At 39.9% G+C, this 15581-nt stretch carries 15 protein-coding genes and 1 pseudogene; 9 read left to right on the forward strand and 7 right to left on the reverse strand.

Features of this window, described 5'->3' with window-relative positions; all coding sequences use genetic code 11:
- The first annotated feature begins 188 nt into the window (after positions 1-188).
- The 4 genes and pseudogenes from G7074_RS17440 (at position 189) to G7074_RS17455 (ending at position 3581) form a co-directional block, all read left to right on the forward strand.
- Positions 189-1330: pseudogene (locus G7074_RS17440) on the forward strand (PQQ-dependent sugar dehydrogenase).
- A 272-nt stretch (positions 1331-1602) separates the two neighbouring features.
- Positions 1603-2520 carry a DUF58 domain-containing protein gene (locus G7074_RS17445; protein ID WP_124560697.1) on the forward strand — a complete coding sequence of 306 codons (918 nt, stop codon included), beginning with the start codon at positions 1603-1605 and terminating at the stop codon, positions 2518-2520.
- Between the two features lie 78 nt (positions 2521-2598).
- A complete protein-coding gene (locus G7074_RS17450; RefSeq protein ID WP_166210154.1) occupies positions 2599-3060 on the forward strand; it encodes a redoxin domain-containing protein in 462 nt (153 codons plus the stop codon).
- A gap of 2 nt (positions 3061-3062) precedes the next feature.
- The gene (locus G7074_RS17455) at positions 3063-3581 is read left to right on the forward strand and encodes a thioredoxin domain-containing protein (RefSeq protein ID WP_124560695.1); all 519 of its coding nucleotides are present in this window, start codon (positions 3063-3065) and stop codon (positions 3579-3581) included.
- Positions 3582-3583: 2 nt separating this feature from the next.
- Here the strand turns inward: G7074_RS17455 and G7074_RS17460 are convergent, their stop codons facing one another.
- On the reverse strand, positions 3584-4042 hold the full coding sequence (locus G7074_RS17460) for a hypothetical protein (protein ID WP_166210157.1): 459 nt from the start codon (positions 4040-4042) through the stop codon (positions 3584-3586).
- Positions 4043-4500: 458 nt separating this feature from the next.
- Here G7074_RS17460 and G7074_RS17465 point away from each other — a divergent pair, with 458 nt between their 5' ends.
- A complete protein-coding gene (locus G7074_RS17465) occupies positions 4501-5301 on the forward strand; it encodes an energy transducer TonB (protein WP_166210160.1) in 801 nt (266 codons plus the stop codon).
- A gap of 294 nt (positions 5302-5595) precedes the next feature.
- Here the strand turns inward: G7074_RS17465 and hppD are convergent, their stop codons facing one another.
- Entirely contained in the window at positions 5596-6726 is a 1131-nt protein-coding gene (hppD, locus tag G7074_RS17470) for a 4-hydroxyphenylpyruvate dioxygenase (protein ID WP_124560692.1), read from the reverse strand.
- A gap of 129 nt (positions 6727-6855) precedes the next feature.
- The gene (locus G7074_RS17475) at positions 6856-8016 is read right to left on the reverse strand and encodes a homogentisate 1,2-dioxygenase (RefSeq protein ID WP_166210163.1); all 1161 of its coding nucleotides are present in this window, start codon (positions 8014-8016) and stop codon (positions 6856-6858) included.
- Positions 8017-8293: 277 nt separating this feature from the next.
- On the opposite strand from G7074_RS17475, the gene G7074_RS17480 reads away from it, so the two are divergent.
- The 4 genes from G7074_RS17480 (at position 8294) to G7074_RS17495 (ending at position 11596) form a co-directional block, all read left to right on the forward strand.
- On the forward strand, positions 8294-8767 hold the full coding sequence (locus tag G7074_RS17480) for a hypothetical protein (protein WP_124560690.1): 474 nt from the start codon (positions 8294-8296) through the stop codon (positions 8765-8767).
- A gap of 67 nt (positions 8768-8834) precedes the next feature.
- On the forward strand, positions 8835-9830 hold the full coding sequence (locus tag G7074_RS17485; protein ID WP_124560689.1) for a fumarylacetoacetate hydrolase family protein: 996 nt from the start codon (positions 8835-8837) through the stop codon (positions 9828-9830).
- Between the two features lie 251 nt (positions 9831-10081).
- Positions 10082-10969, forward strand: coding sequence for a flavin reductase family protein (locus G7074_RS17490; protein ID WP_124560688.1), 888 nt, complete (start codon positions 10082-10084; stop codon positions 10967-10969).
- A 21-nt stretch (positions 10970-10990) separates the two neighbouring features.
- Entirely contained in the window at positions 10991-11596 is a 606-nt protein-coding gene (locus G7074_RS17495) for a YdeI family protein (protein ID WP_166210166.1), read from the forward strand.
- 132 nt (positions 11597-11728) lie between these two features.
- Here G7074_RS17495 and G7074_RS17500 read toward each other — a convergent pair whose 3' ends face one another.
- From G7074_RS17500 to G7074_RS17515, 4 genes are all read right to left on the reverse strand, one after another.
- Positions 11729-12274 carry a C40 family peptidase gene (locus G7074_RS17500; RefSeq protein WP_124560686.1) on the reverse strand — a complete coding sequence of 182 codons (546 nt, stop codon included), beginning with the start codon at positions 12272-12274 and terminating at the stop codon, positions 11729-11731.
- Between the two features lie 115 nt (positions 12275-12389).
- On the reverse strand, positions 12390-12764 hold the full coding sequence (locus tag G7074_RS17505) for a DUF4870 domain-containing protein (protein ID WP_124560685.1): 375 nt from the start codon (positions 12762-12764) through the stop codon (positions 12390-12392).
- Between the two features lie 42 nt (positions 12765-12806).
- A complete protein-coding gene (locus G7074_RS17510; protein WP_124560684.1) occupies positions 12807-13508 on the reverse strand; it encodes an SDR family oxidoreductase in 702 nt (233 codons plus the stop codon).
- Positions 13509-13738: 230 nt separating this feature from the next.
- Positions 13739-15520, reverse strand: a complete 1782-nt coding sequence (locus tag G7074_RS17515; RefSeq protein WP_166210169.1) for an aromatic amino acid hydroxylase — start codon at positions 15518-15520, stop codon at positions 13739-13741.
- Positions 15521-15581 lie beyond the last annotated feature (61 nt).

The following is a 15581-nucleotide window of genomic DNA, read 5'->3' on the forward strand; positions in this document are numbered from 1 at the left end:
ATAGAAATAACTAAGCCTTCGGGGCTTGTAACATATTTAAAACCCAAATCTATTTAATGGATTTGGGTTTTTTTATGCAGACTTATTTTTGTTTCTTTAATAAAAAACTAACAATCATGTCTATTAATTTAATAAATAACAAAACTTTAGGCGTTTTATTAGCCGGTTTAGCACTAAACTGTGTAAATATGGCCTGTGTTTCGGCACAAAATCCGGTCGAAACCAATGCACCTTCGGCTGATTATAAACCAGCTTTTGCAGGGCAGACCAGAATTGCTGGCGTAAAAACTAAAACAGCCCTGGATGTTTCGGTTATTAACGAAAAGTTAGAAAATCCCTGGGCCATATCGGTACTTCCGGATGGCAGGTTTTTGATTACGCAAAAACAGGGTACCATGATTATTTTAAATGCCGATGGAAAATTAAGTAAGAAGATTACGGGCTTGCCAAAAGTAGATCCATCAGGTCAGGGAGGTTTATTGGATGTAACTTTAGACCCGAACTTCGCCAAAAACAGGATGGTTTACTGGGCTTATTCAGAGCCGCAGGATAAGGGCGTTTTACTGGCTATTGCTAAGGGGAAATTGGCTGCGAGTGAAACTGAGATAGAAAACCAAACCATTATTTACCGGGCTACACCAGCTTATACAGGTAAACTGCAATACGGATCGCGTATTGTTTTTGATAAAAACGGTAATTTATTTGTAAGTACAGGTGAGCGGTCGGGAAACGATATCCGTATGCAGGCACAGTATTTGAATTCTTCGTTGGGTAAAATTTTACACCTTACTACTGATGGTAAAGCAGTAGCCAATGGTCCCTTTGCCGGAAAGGCTGATGCCCGCCCCGAAATTTATGCACTTGGTTTGCGCAATCCTGATGGCTTGGCGATTAATCCGCAAACCGGCGATTTATGGGAAGCAGAATTTGGTCCCAAAGGTGGCGATGAAGTCAATATCATTAAACCAGGTAAAAACTATGGCTGGCCAGTTCTTACCTACGGAACAGAATACAGCGGTAAGCAGGTTGGCGATGGTATTCAGCAGAAAGAAGGCATGGAACAACCGGTGTACTACTGGAATCCGAGTATTTCGCCGGGTTGTATTGCTTTTTACAACAGCAGCAGCATAGCCGAATGGAAAGGCAACTTATTTGTGGGGGGCTGGGTGGCTCGCATATCATCCGTCTGGTAATTAAAAACGATAAAATTGTTGGCGAAGAGCGATTACTGGAAGGTAAAGGCGAACGTTTTAGGGATATGGTAGAAAAAGATGGTGCACTTTATTCGGTAACCGATAACGGGCATTTATACCGCATCGCTAAGAAATAAACTGAAATTGTTTTTCAATACAACCCCGCAGGTTCAAAACTTGCGGGGTGTTTTTTTCTCAGGTAAACCTCACAGGTTTTAAAAAACTGTGAGGTTTGGTAGGGGTAGTAAATAAGTTTGGAGCCTGACTTCAAAAGGTATAGTCCCATACATCATAAGAAATATCGATGGGTACTTTGGGAGATATCTTGAGGTCTTTCGACAGGCTCAGGATGACAATCCTATATTGATGATGCAGCCATTTTTTATAAATCTTTTATTAGCTTTACGCTATGCAGGCAGTAAACTATGAAAACGAAACAAGCTATGGTAATTTAGAATTACTTGCCCGGCAAGTAGTAGAAGGCTTTATTACTGGTCTGCATAAAAGTCCCTTTCATGGTTTTTCGGTCGAGTTTGCCGAGCACCGCCAGTATAATAACGGCGATAATGTGAAAAATATCGATTGGAAGCTCTATGCTAAAACGGATAAACTTTACAGCAAACGTTTCGAAGAAGAAACCAATCTGCGTTGCCAGTTCGTAATCGATGCTTCTTCGTCGATGTACTTTCCTGAGCCTAAAAACAACAAACTGGTTTTTGCTATACAGGCTACCGCCTCGTTAATGTACCTGCTAAAAAAGCAGCGCGATGCTTTTGGTTTGAGTCTTTTTACCGACGAGATATTGCTAAATTCGCCCGCAAAATCGACTACAGTACATCAGAAATTTTTATTTGCCCAGCTAGAAGAGCTGTTGCAGCAACCTAAAGTAAATGCCAGAACCAATTTGAGCGAGTCCTTACATCAGGTTGCTGATTTGATTCACAAACGTTCGCTGGTAGTTATTTTCAGCGATTTGTTTAATACCGAAACCAGTGCCGAAAAAACCGATGAGTTTTTCGATGCATTGCAACACCTTAAGTTTAACAAGCACGAAGTGGTGGTTTTCAATGTGGTCGATAAAACCAAAGAAGTAAATTTTGAGTTCGAAAACCGTCCTTACCAGTTTATTGATATGGAAACCGGCGAAACCATTAAGGTACATACCAATCAGGTTAAAGAAAATTACACCGCTGCGGTGGCCGGTTATCGTCAGCAAATTGCTTTAAAATGTGCCCAGTATAAAATTGATTTGATTGATGCAGATATGAACGAAGGGTTTTATCCGGTATTACAGGCTTACCTCATTAAACGACAAAAGTTGGGGTAGTATCCAACCAATTTGAGGCAAACAACAGGAAGGTAGCTGTGTTAATATCATACTTGATTTAAATTTAAACTCCATAATATGTTAGAAAAAGGCACCATAGCCCCTGATTTTGAATTGCATGCTACGCCCGATCAAAAAATAAAACTCAAAGATTTTAAAGGCAAAAATGTAATCCTGGCCTTTTATCCGGCCGATTGGAGCCCGGTTTGCAGCGATCAAATGGCGCTTTACAACGAAATGCTCAAATACTTTATTAAACACGATGCGCAGATTTTCGGTATATCGGTTGATAGCACGTGGTGCCACCTGGCCTTTGAAGAAAACCGGAAGTTGCATTTTTCTTTACTGGCCGATTTTGAACCCAAAGGTGCTGTTTCTAAAGCTTATGGGGTTTACGACGAAAAAACCGGAACAAGTGAAAGGGCGCTTTTTGTAATTGATAAGGAAGGTAAAATTGTCTGGAGCTATTTATCGCCCATTGCGGTTAACCCTGGCGCTGATGGGATATTGGAGGCATTGGAAAAACTTGATCAGCAATAATTATGAGCACATTAAAACCCGAAGTTAACAGCAACGATCATATTCAAGGCGATGATACCGCAGCAGTTACCATTGTAGAGTTTGGCGATTATCAATGCCCTTATTGTGGAAATGCATATCCCATTCTTAAAGAAATTGAAGAGGCTTTTGGTCACCAGATCAGATTTATCTTCCGTCATTTTCCGCTGGCTAACGCACATCAGTATGCCCTCCCTGCAGCCTTAGCAGCCGAATCGGCTGGTTTACAGGGCAAGTTCTGGGAAATGCACGATGCCCTTTTCGAAAACCAGTACCGGTTAAATAGCGATTTATTTGATGAACTGGCCGAAACAATCGGTTTAGATCTCGAACAGTTTCAGCAAGACAGTGTTTCTGATGCGTTGAGAGAGAAAGTAGAAAATGATTTCGACAGTGGTGTACGCAGCGGTGTAAACGGAACCCCGTCATTTTATGTAAACGGAGCCAAGTTTGATGGAGGTGCAACCGACCTGTACCAGATGCTTAAGGAAAGTACCGAATAGCTTTAGTCAAGAGTGAAGTCAATAATCATTGTATATTTGATACGTAGATTTTTGACCTGGTGCACTTCACAGTCATCCTTAGCTAAACGTTGGGAAATAGTAATGGATTGATTGGGTTTAAGCTTAATCTTCCGCTTTATTTCGTAAGCTTTATTGCATCCTTTAGCTACATTACCATCCAGCAAAAAGGAAATGTACGTTATGATTTCTTTAGTTCTATTTTTGAACGTGATTTGGGCAAATGTTGCTGAATTGCTATCATTTGTATATTTAAGCGCTTCCAGGTAAACGGGGTTTTGCTTGTTGGTAACATCGTTTGACATTGGTTTTGAGGATTTAGGTTTTTGAGCAGCTATTTTATCTTTCGTTACTGGATCATGTTGACTCTTTATTTCCTGAAATGGTATTTTTAGCGCTCCATAACAGAGGATCATGAATATTCCTAATTCTTTAGCGAGCATAATTTGAGATTATTTGTTTTAAAACAGAATAAGTAACCGTAAGTTATCGCTTTTTTTAAAATAAATCTATTGCAGATTTTGTAGCCATAAAATCAGGGTCTTAAAATAAAAAAAACCTCATGTATTTTGCAATACATGAGGTATCAGATAAGGGTAACCGGAAAACTAAAAAACTAATTATGAGTTTTTAGAATTTAACAAAATAGAAATCGCTTCGTGTTTTGTTATTTCAAAGGTGCACTTCAATTATGAAGTTTTAGTGAAGAAACCCCGCCTCGTGTTGATTGCATTATTGATGTTACAAGCTATTGATTGGACTTGTATAAGGGGTTAATTAGTAGATCGTCATTCCCACGAAAGTGGGAATCTCAACTCCTTAGTTGGTGCATCAAGAATTTATTTAAAAAATTAAACAGGTACTAAATCAAATGATATATTTACGCCTTAAATATATAAACATGAATTACCGCAAACTCATTGCATTAAGTACGTTATTCTTATTGCTGTTTACAATCTTGCCAACTTTTGCCCAAAATGCGACAGATTCTACAACTAAAGTGCCAGCCCTTCAGTTAAAGGGGTTTTATAAATATATGGCCGCCAATGTAAAGTATCCAGGTAAAGCAATCTTACAGAATGTACAGGGCACCAGTATTTTTCTACTCAAGGTAGAGCATGGCCAGATACAATACGTAGAAACCGCTTTGAATTTAGAAGGGCTGAGTGAAAATGTTAAAACTCTGATTTCAACATATACCGAGCTGCCTAAAACCATGAATGGAAAATATAGCCTTGGTGTTAAATTTATAATAGGAAATGGTTCAAATACAGAATTTGATGAGAAGGCAATTATACCTGCTGATTATGTTAAACTACCTAATGTGACAATAATGACATCAAGTCCTCCCCGGACTTTAACTGCACCCGATATTAATACTTATGGGATTGAAGAAGTAGATACGCCACCTAATTTTCCTGGCGGATATCAGGCGCTTCAGGAGTATTTCTATAAAACCATTAAGTACCCAGCCGAAGCCCTGAAAAATAAAGTAGAAGGAAGAATTTATTTTAGCTTTAAAATAGATTATGATGGCAATGTAAAGAACGTAAAGGTATTAAGAGGGTTAGGAGCTGGATTGGATGAAGTTGCAAAGGATGCGATGAAAGATTGTCCGAAGTGGAATGCCGCCATCAAAAATGGCCAGACGGTAAGTACCAAATTTAGCTACTTTGCAGAATGCAGATTGCCTAATCCTTAATTTTTTGATTTAAAGATGTCGTCATTTCGAGCAGTCATTGAAAGATATATAAAACAATCGTCATTGCGAGGAACGAAGCCTGTCTGCAGCAGGCAGGCAGGCAGGCAGGCAGGCAATCTTAATGCGCTCGCTAAGTAGCGATCGTTGTAAGATTGCTTCGTCGGCTGAAAAAGCCTTCTCGCAATGACGACTCCGAAGGGGCTGTCACTAATATTGATTTTATCCAATAAATTACCCTCAGGATTGAAAATCGATGTTTAAGAAACAGTCTCTTTATGTAAATTACTAACGTGATTACAAATTACCCCTCAATTCTTGTTCGCGCTCTAACGATTCGAAAAGGGCTTTAAAGTTACCCGCACCGAAGCTTTGTGCACCTTTACGTTGTATAATTTCGAAGAAAAGCGTTGGCCTGTCTTCTACTGGTTTGGTAAAAATCTGTAATAAATAACCTTCCTCATCGCAATCAACCAAAATACCCAGGCTTTCCAAAAGGGCTATTTCTTCATCAATTTTACCTACGCGCTGCGGCATCATGTCGTAATAAGCTTCTGGTGGTGCACTCAAAAACTCCACACCACGTGCTTTAAGTTCTTTAACCGTTTTAACGATATCTTTTGTGGCAACCGCAATATGCTGAACGCCTTCACCTTCGTAATATTCCAGGTATTCTTCAATCTGCGATTTCTTTTTGCCTTCGGCTGGTTCATTGATCGGGAATTTAGAAAAACCATTGCCGTTGCTCATTACCTTGCTCATCAGGGCCGAGTATTCGGTATTGATTTGCTTATCATCAAATGATAAAATATTTACAAAGCCCATTACATCTTCATACCATTGTACGGCTTCGTTCATGCGGTTCCAACCCACGTTGCCCACGCAATGGTCGATGTATAAAAGACCAGCATCGGCAGGTTGGTAGTCGCTTTCCCACACACGGTAGCCAGGCATAAATGTGCCGGTATAATTTTTACGCTCAATAAACATGTGTACCGTTTCGCCGTAAGTATAAATGCCACTCATTTTAACTTCGCCATATTCATCGGTTAAGGTTTTAGGCTCCATATACGATTTAGCTCCGCGCTTGGTAGTTTCTTCGTAAGCACTGTAGGCATCATCAACCCAAAGGGCCAGTACTTTTACGCCATCGCCATGCTTTTTTACATGCTCAGATATCGGGTGATCGGATTTTAAAGCAGTGGTTAAGATCAACCTTATTTTTCCTTGCTGCAGTACATATGATGCCCTGTCGCGCACACCAGTTTCGGGGCCGGCATAAGCCAGGCTCTGAAAACCAAATGCTGTTTTATAATAATGAGCAGCTTGTTTGGCATTGCCCACATAAAATTCGATGTAATCAGTTCCATTTATTGGTAGGAAATCTTGTGCCTTGGCTATCTTTTCTGCAAATGTTTGTGTTTCCATTATATTTTTTGTTGTTGTAATCGTTTTAAAGTTCTAATGTTCTAATATCATTCAACTATTTTATATTCATCTATTTTAGCTTTCTCCCATTTTAGACTCTGGATTTAAGACTCATGACTCCCAACTCAGCTACCCTTCCTGCCAGCTTTTGTGGTAATTTTCGTCTTCAATGGCCAGCGCATCTTCGGTAATCATTAAAGGAAGAAAAGGATCAATCATTACGGCCAGTTCATCAGTTTTTTCCTGCCCAATCGATTTTTCTACTGTGCCGGGGTGCGGCCCGTGTGGGATTCCGCCCGGGTGCAAGGTAATTTGTCCTTTTACCACACTTTTACGGCTCATAAAATCGCCATCTACATAATACAATACCTCATCGCTATCTACATTGCTGTGGTTATAAGGTGCTGGTATAGCATCGGGATGGTAATCATATTTACGTGGTACAAAAGAGCAGACCACAAAATTGTGTCCTTCAAAAGTTTGGTGAACGGGAGGAGGTTGGTGTAAACGACCGGTAATTGGTTCAAAATTGTGTATCGAGAAAGCGTAGGGGTAATGGTAGCCATCCCAGCCTACGTAATCGAAAGGATGAGTGCCATAAGTGTAAGGATAAATTAATCCCTGTTTTTTAATCAGGACCTGAAAGTCGCCATATTCATCGTGCGTTTGCAGGTTTTCGGGGAGGCGTAAATCGCGCTCGCAATAGGGGGCATGTTCCATTAACTGGCCATATTGGTTTAAATACCTTTTTGGCGACCTTAACGGGCTAAAACTTTCTACAATGAAGTGGCGATTTTGCTCGGTATCAAATTCGAGCTGATAAATGGTTCCACGGGGAATAATCAGATAATCGCCGTACCCAAATTTGATTTCGCCAAAACCGGTTTTCAGCTTTCCGGTTCCCTCATGGATAAAGATCATTTCGTCGGCCTGGCTATTTTTATAGAAATAGTCAGTCATCGATTTTTTAGGTGCAGCCAGAACGATATGTAAATCGTTATTAACTAGTACCGGCTTTCTGCTTTTTAGAAAATCGTCTTCAGGTTTAATGTTAAAACCGATTAGGCTGGTGTGTTTCAGGTGCTTTGCACGGGCTATTTTTGGCTCAACACTGTAAGGTTCGCCCAGGTGTTTTACAATGGTTGGCGGGTGGCAGTGATAAACCAGCGAGTATACGCTCGAAAAACCTTCGGTTGATACCAATTCTTCGGCATAGAGATTCCCGTCGGGTTTACGAAAAACCGTGTGTCGTTTAGCTGGAATCTGCCCCAATTTATGATAAACAGGCATAATATATGATGTTATGGTTAGAAAAAAATCCTAAGAAATAAACAATTCAAACGCCAATGCGTTTCAATTAAAAAAGAGAAAGTGAAAAGAAATTATAGAGAATATTGAGCCATGATCAGCTTGGATAGCATCTTATAGCGACGGGCCGCAATTGCGTCGTTTACTAAGGTAATATGTAATGCTTTTAAGATCATGGTTTTAATGCAGCCAAGGTAAGTATTTTATTTAAAATTTGAAATTTTAATTACCTTTAATTGCTCAACAAATTATCCCGCACATGAAACTTATTTTTACGATCCTATGCTGTTTGGCCTTCGGCTACGGCGGTTTTGCACAACAAGTACAACAACCAACGCCAAAAGCGAAGTATAAAATTAAAATAGTAGATCGTAAAGGGAAGGTAACCCGTGGATTGTTTTATGCTGCCTACGATGATGGACTAACTGTAATTAAAAACCGGAGAGATACTGTAAAGTTAAGTGCCGATAGTATTAGTGCGCTTTACATTCACCGCAGAGGGATTGTTGGTCCGCTTGCACTGGCTGGTGGCTTAACCTTTTTTGTGATCGCAGTTCAGAGCGAAAAACTGCTAGAATCGGTTGTACTAATTGCAGCAGGAGTACCTGCCGGTGTAGCCGGAGGCCTGTTAATTGGTGAACTTTTATCCAATAAAAAATTCTATAAACAACTGCAAGCAAAAGATTTTCCACTAATCAAACCAAACCTTCAAAAATATACTGTGTTAAAATAATAGCGTTTAAATTTTATTTTGAGTAGCCTAATTGCTTAGCTTTGCCAGGTATTTAACCAAATGATATATGAAATTAGTATCCTATAAAACCGAAGACAGAGAGCATCTTGGCGTGTTTGTAAACGGACATATTTATAATCTGAACAGCTGTGATAAGCTGCTGCCGGATAATATGAACGAATTTTTGCAAGGTGGTGAAGTGTTAATGGAAAGGGCCAAAAGGGTAGATGACCAGATAAAAGAAGGTAGTTTACAGGCCAAGGAAGAAATTTTTTATGAGCTTTTAGCACCAGTTCCGCATCCTGCAAGTTGCCGTGATGGATACGCTTTCAGACAGCACGTTGCTGCCGCACGCCGGAACAGAAAGGTTGATATGATTCCGCAGTTTGATGAATATCCGATCTTCTATTTTACCAACCATAATGCCATCCAAGGTACAGGCGAAATTGAGTGTATGCCCGATCATTTTGAAAAACTCGATTTTGAACTTGAAATTGCCGTTGTAATTGGTAAAAAAGGAAGGAATATAACTGCAGCAGAGGCAGATAGTTACATTGCCGGTTATATGGTAATGAACGATATGAGTGCCCGTACTTTACAGATGGAAGAAATGCTCTTAAACTTAGGCCCGGCCAAAGGGAAAGATTTTTCGACGGTTATTGGCCCCTGGCTGGTAACACCAGATGAGTTATTACAATATAAAGTACCTGCAAAAGAAGGTCATGTAGGTAATACTTACGATTTAAAAATGACTTGTAGGGTAAATGGTATTGAAGTTTCGAGAGGGAATGCTGCAGATATGGACTGGACTTTTGCCGAAATTATAGAACGTTGTGCCTATGGCGTAGACATTCTTCCTGGTGATGTAATTGGCTCGGGTACAGTAGGTACAGGCTGTTTCTTAGAATTAAACGGTACTGGTTTACTTAACGATCCGAACTATAAAGTACAGTGGTTACAGCCCGGCGATGTGGTAGAAATGGAAATTACTGGATTAGGCGCTTTAACGAATAACATTACGAAAGCTGATACGGATTTTTCGATTTTGGCGCTTAAGAAGTAAGACAACTTTTTAGTGTTATATCCCCTTAATAACTGAGGTTGTATCGAGGGGAACCTAGAATTCAGTTCAGAATCTAATTATAAGGAATCGTCATCTCGACTGAAGCGCAGCGTAATGGAGAGATCTATTATAGATTTAGCTTCGCTGAGCACTTTGTGGTTCTCGGTTGCGTTGCAATCCACTCGAAATGACGATTCTTGCGAGTTGTAATCTCCGTTTAAATTTTTTCTTCTCTATATAAATTACCTCCAGTGCTATCACTTAACACACAAGATTTAACCCCCATACAACTGCAAAATTACCTGCAGTATGCCATTGCACCGCGGCCAATTTGTTTTGCCTCTACTATCGATGCCGAAGGGAACATTAATTTAAGTCCTTTCAGTTTCTTCAATATGTTTAGCACCAACCCACCGATTTGTGTTTTCTCACCTTCCAGGCGTGTGCGTGATAATACAACCAAGCATACTTTAGAAAATGTACTGGAAGTGAAGGAGTGCGTAATCAATATCGTTAACTATGATATGGTGCAGCAGATGAGTTTAGCCAGTACCGAATATGCAAAAGGAGTAAACGAATTTGAAAAGGCCGGCTTTACCATGCTAAAATCTGATTTGGTACAACCACCTCGCGTGGCCGAAGCACCAGTTCAGTTCGAATGCGTGGTAAATGAAGTTATTCCACTGGGGGATAGTCATGGTGCAGGGAACCTCATTCTGGCTGAAATAAAACGCATTCACATTAACGAAGCCATTTTAGACGTAGAAGGCAAAATAGATCAGCACAAAATTGATCTGGTAGCCCGCCTGGGTGGCGATTGGTATTGCAGGGTAACTAACGATAACCTGTTTAAAGTAGCTAAGCCCCTGGCTAAATTGGGTATTGGTGTAGATAATTTGCCGCAGGCCGTACGTTACTCGAAAGTACTAACCGGTAACGATTTGGGCATGTTGGGCAATGTAGAGGTTTTACCGGACGATGTAGAGATTGATCTGATTAGCACCAATCCGGAAGTAAAAGAAGTGCTCGATGCCACTATTGGCGATGCTACAAACCGGGAAAGGGAATTACACGAGCTGGCCAAAAAGTTTTTAAATAATGGAGAAGTAGAACTTGCTTTAAAGATTGTTTTGCTTTAAATTTAGTTAAGACTTAAAGTTATGCATACAATTGTTCAGGTAGACCAGTACATTATTAAATCGGCCGAATTTGCGATTCCGATTTTGGATCATTTACGCAATCTGGTGCACAAGGCCGATGCCCGCATTGAAGAAAAAATAAAATGGGGCATGCCCAGTTTCGATTATAAAGGTATTGTATGCCAGATGGCGGCGTTTAAGCATCATTGCGTTTTCGGTTTTTGGAAAGCGTCTATAATGGAAGATGAGTATGGTATTTTTAAAGATAGAGGGGAAGCCATGGGTGGTTTGGGCAGAATAACTTCTTTTGATGATTTGCCGCCAGATGAGATCCTGATTGCCTATATTCAACAAGCCATTCAGTTAAATGAAGATAATGTTAAATTGCCTTCAAAGCCAAAACCGGCTGAAAAAAAGGAATTAATTGTACCTGAATATTTTATCGATGCTTTAAAAGAAGACCCTAAAGCATTGGCAGTTTTTCAGAATTTTAGTCCATCAAACAAAAAAGATTATGTTGTGTGGCTCGAAGAGGCCAAAACAGAAGCGACCCGCCTAAAAAGACTAGAAACAGCAGTTGAATGGATAGGAGAGGGTAAAAGCCGGATGTGGAAATACCAAAAGTAATTCTTTGAAGAGAGATTAAATGTTGGAAGGATTGAAGGTTGGAATGTTTTAATGTTGGAAGGACTGAATAACCGAACGATGTTTTAAAGCCCTGTTTCATTCACTCATTCCAAAATTCACTCATTAAATTATTTAAAGTATACTCACCACTTTCATGAAACGGTTTTTGTAGTGTCCGTTAAAATCGGTAATGGTTACGCCGTGGGCCTTGCCAGAGGATGCATGGATAAACTTAATACCGTTTTCATCAATCGAATAAATAATGCCTACATGGCCAATTCTCCTAATCCGCGAGTTACTGCCTGTAAATATCATCACATCGCCAACTTTGGCATTTTCGAGCGTAGTTTCTGTTCCGGTATAGCTAAATTCCCTTGATGAACGGGGTACTTTAAAACCAAAATTACTGAACACATAACTCACAAATCCCGAACAATCGAAACCAACTTTTGGGTTACTTGTGGCATATCGGTAAGGAATACCGAGCATACTCTTGGCAAAATCGATTAAACTTTCGGTTTGTTTCTCTGGGGCTTTATTTGTTGTTTTACCCTCATTAGGAAGGCTGGCAACCAGCTTTTTAACCAACTCCTGATATTGAGCAGGTATAATTGTTTGGGCTTTTCCTGCGGTAGCAGACAAAATGAAAAACAAAATCGGGACTATTATTTTCTTCATATGTTGGAGCCAAAGATATAAAAAATATCTAAAGCCAGTTAAGATGTTGAAAATGAGTATAAACAAAAAAAGTCTGGATAATTTACCCAGACTCCAATTCATATATTTGGTTCGATTAAATACTAGGGAACATGGTTTGAGCTCTATCGCCAATTAATGGGATGGCTTTTTTCTCGCCTTGTGCAGCTCCGATTAAACCAATAAGCCACAATACAAAAAGTCCGATTTGTATTATGCGGAGAACATAGTAACCAACTTCGAAACCTGTGGTAAACAGCATGGGGATCAGAAATAAACTTAAACCCCAGCTCAATACGGTAGATACCAAATGAAACAGCAACGTTTGCTTTAAATGATATCTGCTTAATTCGGTCTGGTTATCTTTATACATGGCAAAATAGGCGATGAGCCAGCCAACAAACCAAAAATAACTTACAATTGCCGCACTTTTTCCACTATCGGCTGTTTTAAAAGGAGAATTTGTTTCCATAGTTTTTTAGTTTTTAATGTAAATTACTAAAAAAATAACAACTTATGGAGTGGTTACTGCAACCGGTAAAATTTTTCCGTTAAAGAATTTATGTCCTGTTTTAGCAAAATCGCATACATATTTGCCCATTTCGAAAGCCATAATCGGACTTTGGTAACCCGGAAATGCCGCTTCGAGCATTTCGGTTTGCGCTGAGCCCAAAGCCAGGCAATTAATTTTTATACCTGTTTCAGCCAGTTCGAAGGCTAAGCATTCGGTTAAGGTATGCAATGCTGCTTTACTGGCTGAGTAGGCCGAAAGTCCAGGAAATTTAACGCTGCCCTGGAAACCGCCCATACTGCCAATGTTTACAATATGGCTTCCGCTTTGCATTAATGGGAGCACATTTTGGATCATTCTGAAATGAGAAATTACATTACTTTGCAGCATTTCGCCCAAATCAATCTCAGTAGTTTCTAAAAATGGTTTATTAACCAAAGCGCCCGCGTTGTTAACCAGGATGTCTATATGGCCTAAACGTTCTTTTAAAAAAGGAACCAATGCTGTATAATCATCATTTACAATATCAAACTCAACAGGCAAAAGGGTACAGTCGGGGTTAATACCTCTTGCAATTTCTAAAAGTTTACGCAACTTATCTGCCGAACGGGCAATGGCAACAATTTTATTTTCTTTCTGTAAGCTAAATTCTAAAGCAGCTTCGAAACCGATACCACTACTTGCACCTGTAATTATAATGTTCATGAGGAAATATTAATTGTTGTAATGAAAATCCAAAGGTATTAAAAAACCTGATTTAGCATTCTTGTTGATCTAAGTGATTGGTGTTTTAGGTTTGATGGTGAAACACTTTAGAAAATCGTCATTCCCAACTTGATTGGGAATCTTAACCTATCACATAGTAGGCATTAAGATTCCCGCTTTCGCGGGAATGACGTAGCGGCGAAAATTCAGGATTAAAATTCAAAATCTGCCTAGTCTTCAATAATCAGCTGGCTAACCGGATTTTTAATGACGTGCAAACCATCGTTAATTAATTTAGTATGATCAGGCTCCTTACTGGCTTTAATTTCCAAATAAACCTGTATTTCTTTCTCTAGCTGATGATAGATCTTTTTGTGGTAAACAATTTCGAGCACCTCTAAAGCGCATAGCCAATCTTGCCTGTGGTTTAGCTTTAAATCGTCAAAAACCTGGGCAAGCTGATCTGAATTTTCACCACTCTCCCGTATCCCGCGAACGGTTTTATAAAGTTCGTGCAGTTTCAGTGTTTTAGCATCATAGGTAATTTGATGTGTTTTTTCATCACTGATCAGGGTAATGGCTTCGTAGGCATCTTTATCGGCTGCACCATTAAATACAGAGATGATTTCGGCACCAACTGCCATATCGTAAATGCCCCATTCAGGCCTGAATAAAACATTACCATTACTTTCGGTAACTGTACAATCGCTAAAGGCAATTAAAATAACTTTATTGTTTTCTTTTAAAATTTCTTTAACGCGGCCAACAACTTTAATTCCACTATCAAAAAGTAGTTCGGTTTGGTTGTCAATGCTTATTCCGGCACTTTCCAGGTCTGCAGCACTAAAATCTTCTAATAGCTGGCTGGTATTTTTAAGCTTGCCCACTGGCGATGAAAAACCATCAACATGGTAATCTTTGCCATGACCTTTAAGCTGTTCACCATTAAAAGCCAGGGCCGATGGGCCGGTTGTTTTAATGAAGGTAACTTCATCATCAGGGTTTATACCCATATCGGTAAAAATGCCGCTCACCTGTAAGCCTGAACTATAAACGGCAGTAGCCACATTTTTGCAGGCAATGGCTTTCATGATACTTTCAGATCCACCACGCCTAAAAGCCATGGTATTGGCAAATTGTTCTAAAACATCGATCAGGTTTTGAAAAGTTTCGGTAACAAAAAGTTGAGGCTGGGGTTTGGTAATATCGTACTGATAATTAACCGTATCGATATTGTACCACAGTTTTTCTACATCGTTATGCATGCAGGTAGCACTTTCGCCAATTGATGAAAGTAAGCCGGCACCATAAATTTTAGGGTTTTCTAAAGTGCCAATCAGGCCGTATTCAACCGTCCACCAGTGCAGGCGGCCCAGAAGTGCCATTTCTGAAGGCTCACCCATATTCTCGCTGATGTAACGCAGGTTTTTTTCGGCCTGGGCAATTTCAGTTGCATCTACATCTACCGCTTCTTTTAAAATAGAAAGCTTCCTAATGGCCTCGTAAAGTTCAAAATCTTTGGCCGAAAACATGGCTTTTGCACCGATTGAACCAAAATAGCTAAGGTAATTGTTATAATCTGTATCGGCTATAATTGGTGCATGTCCGGCACTTTCGTGTATAATATCGGGTGCGGGGGTATATTCAATGTGGTTAATCTGGCGGATATCGGCAGCGATAACCAGCACCCGGTAAGCCTGATATTCCATAAAAGCGGCTGGAGGAATAAAGCCATCTACTGTAACTGCTCCCCAGCCAATTTTGCCCAGGTTATCGTTCATGGTTTGCAAATCGGGGATATGCTCAATGCTTAAACCAGCCCGTTGAAGGCCCTTTATATAGGGGTAGTAAGCCACGTTTTTAAGGTAACTGTAATTCTGGCGCATTACGTAACGCCAAACAGCCTGATCGATAGGGGTGTATTTTTCGTAGTTCTGCGCTACAATAAATTGCTTTAAATGGTTGGGCAATTTTGCAACCTGCGCATTATTAAAATCGTTAAAATGGCTCATTGGGTTAAGAAAAATAAGTTGGTCGATAGCAAAGTTAGGATGTAGTTTCTACCTAAGCAAG

The sequence above is a fragment of the Pedobacter sp. HDW13 genome, from assembly GCF_011303555.1.
Taxonomy (GTDB): domain Bacteria; phylum Bacteroidota; class Bacteroidia; order Sphingobacteriales; family Sphingobacteriaceae; genus Pedobacter.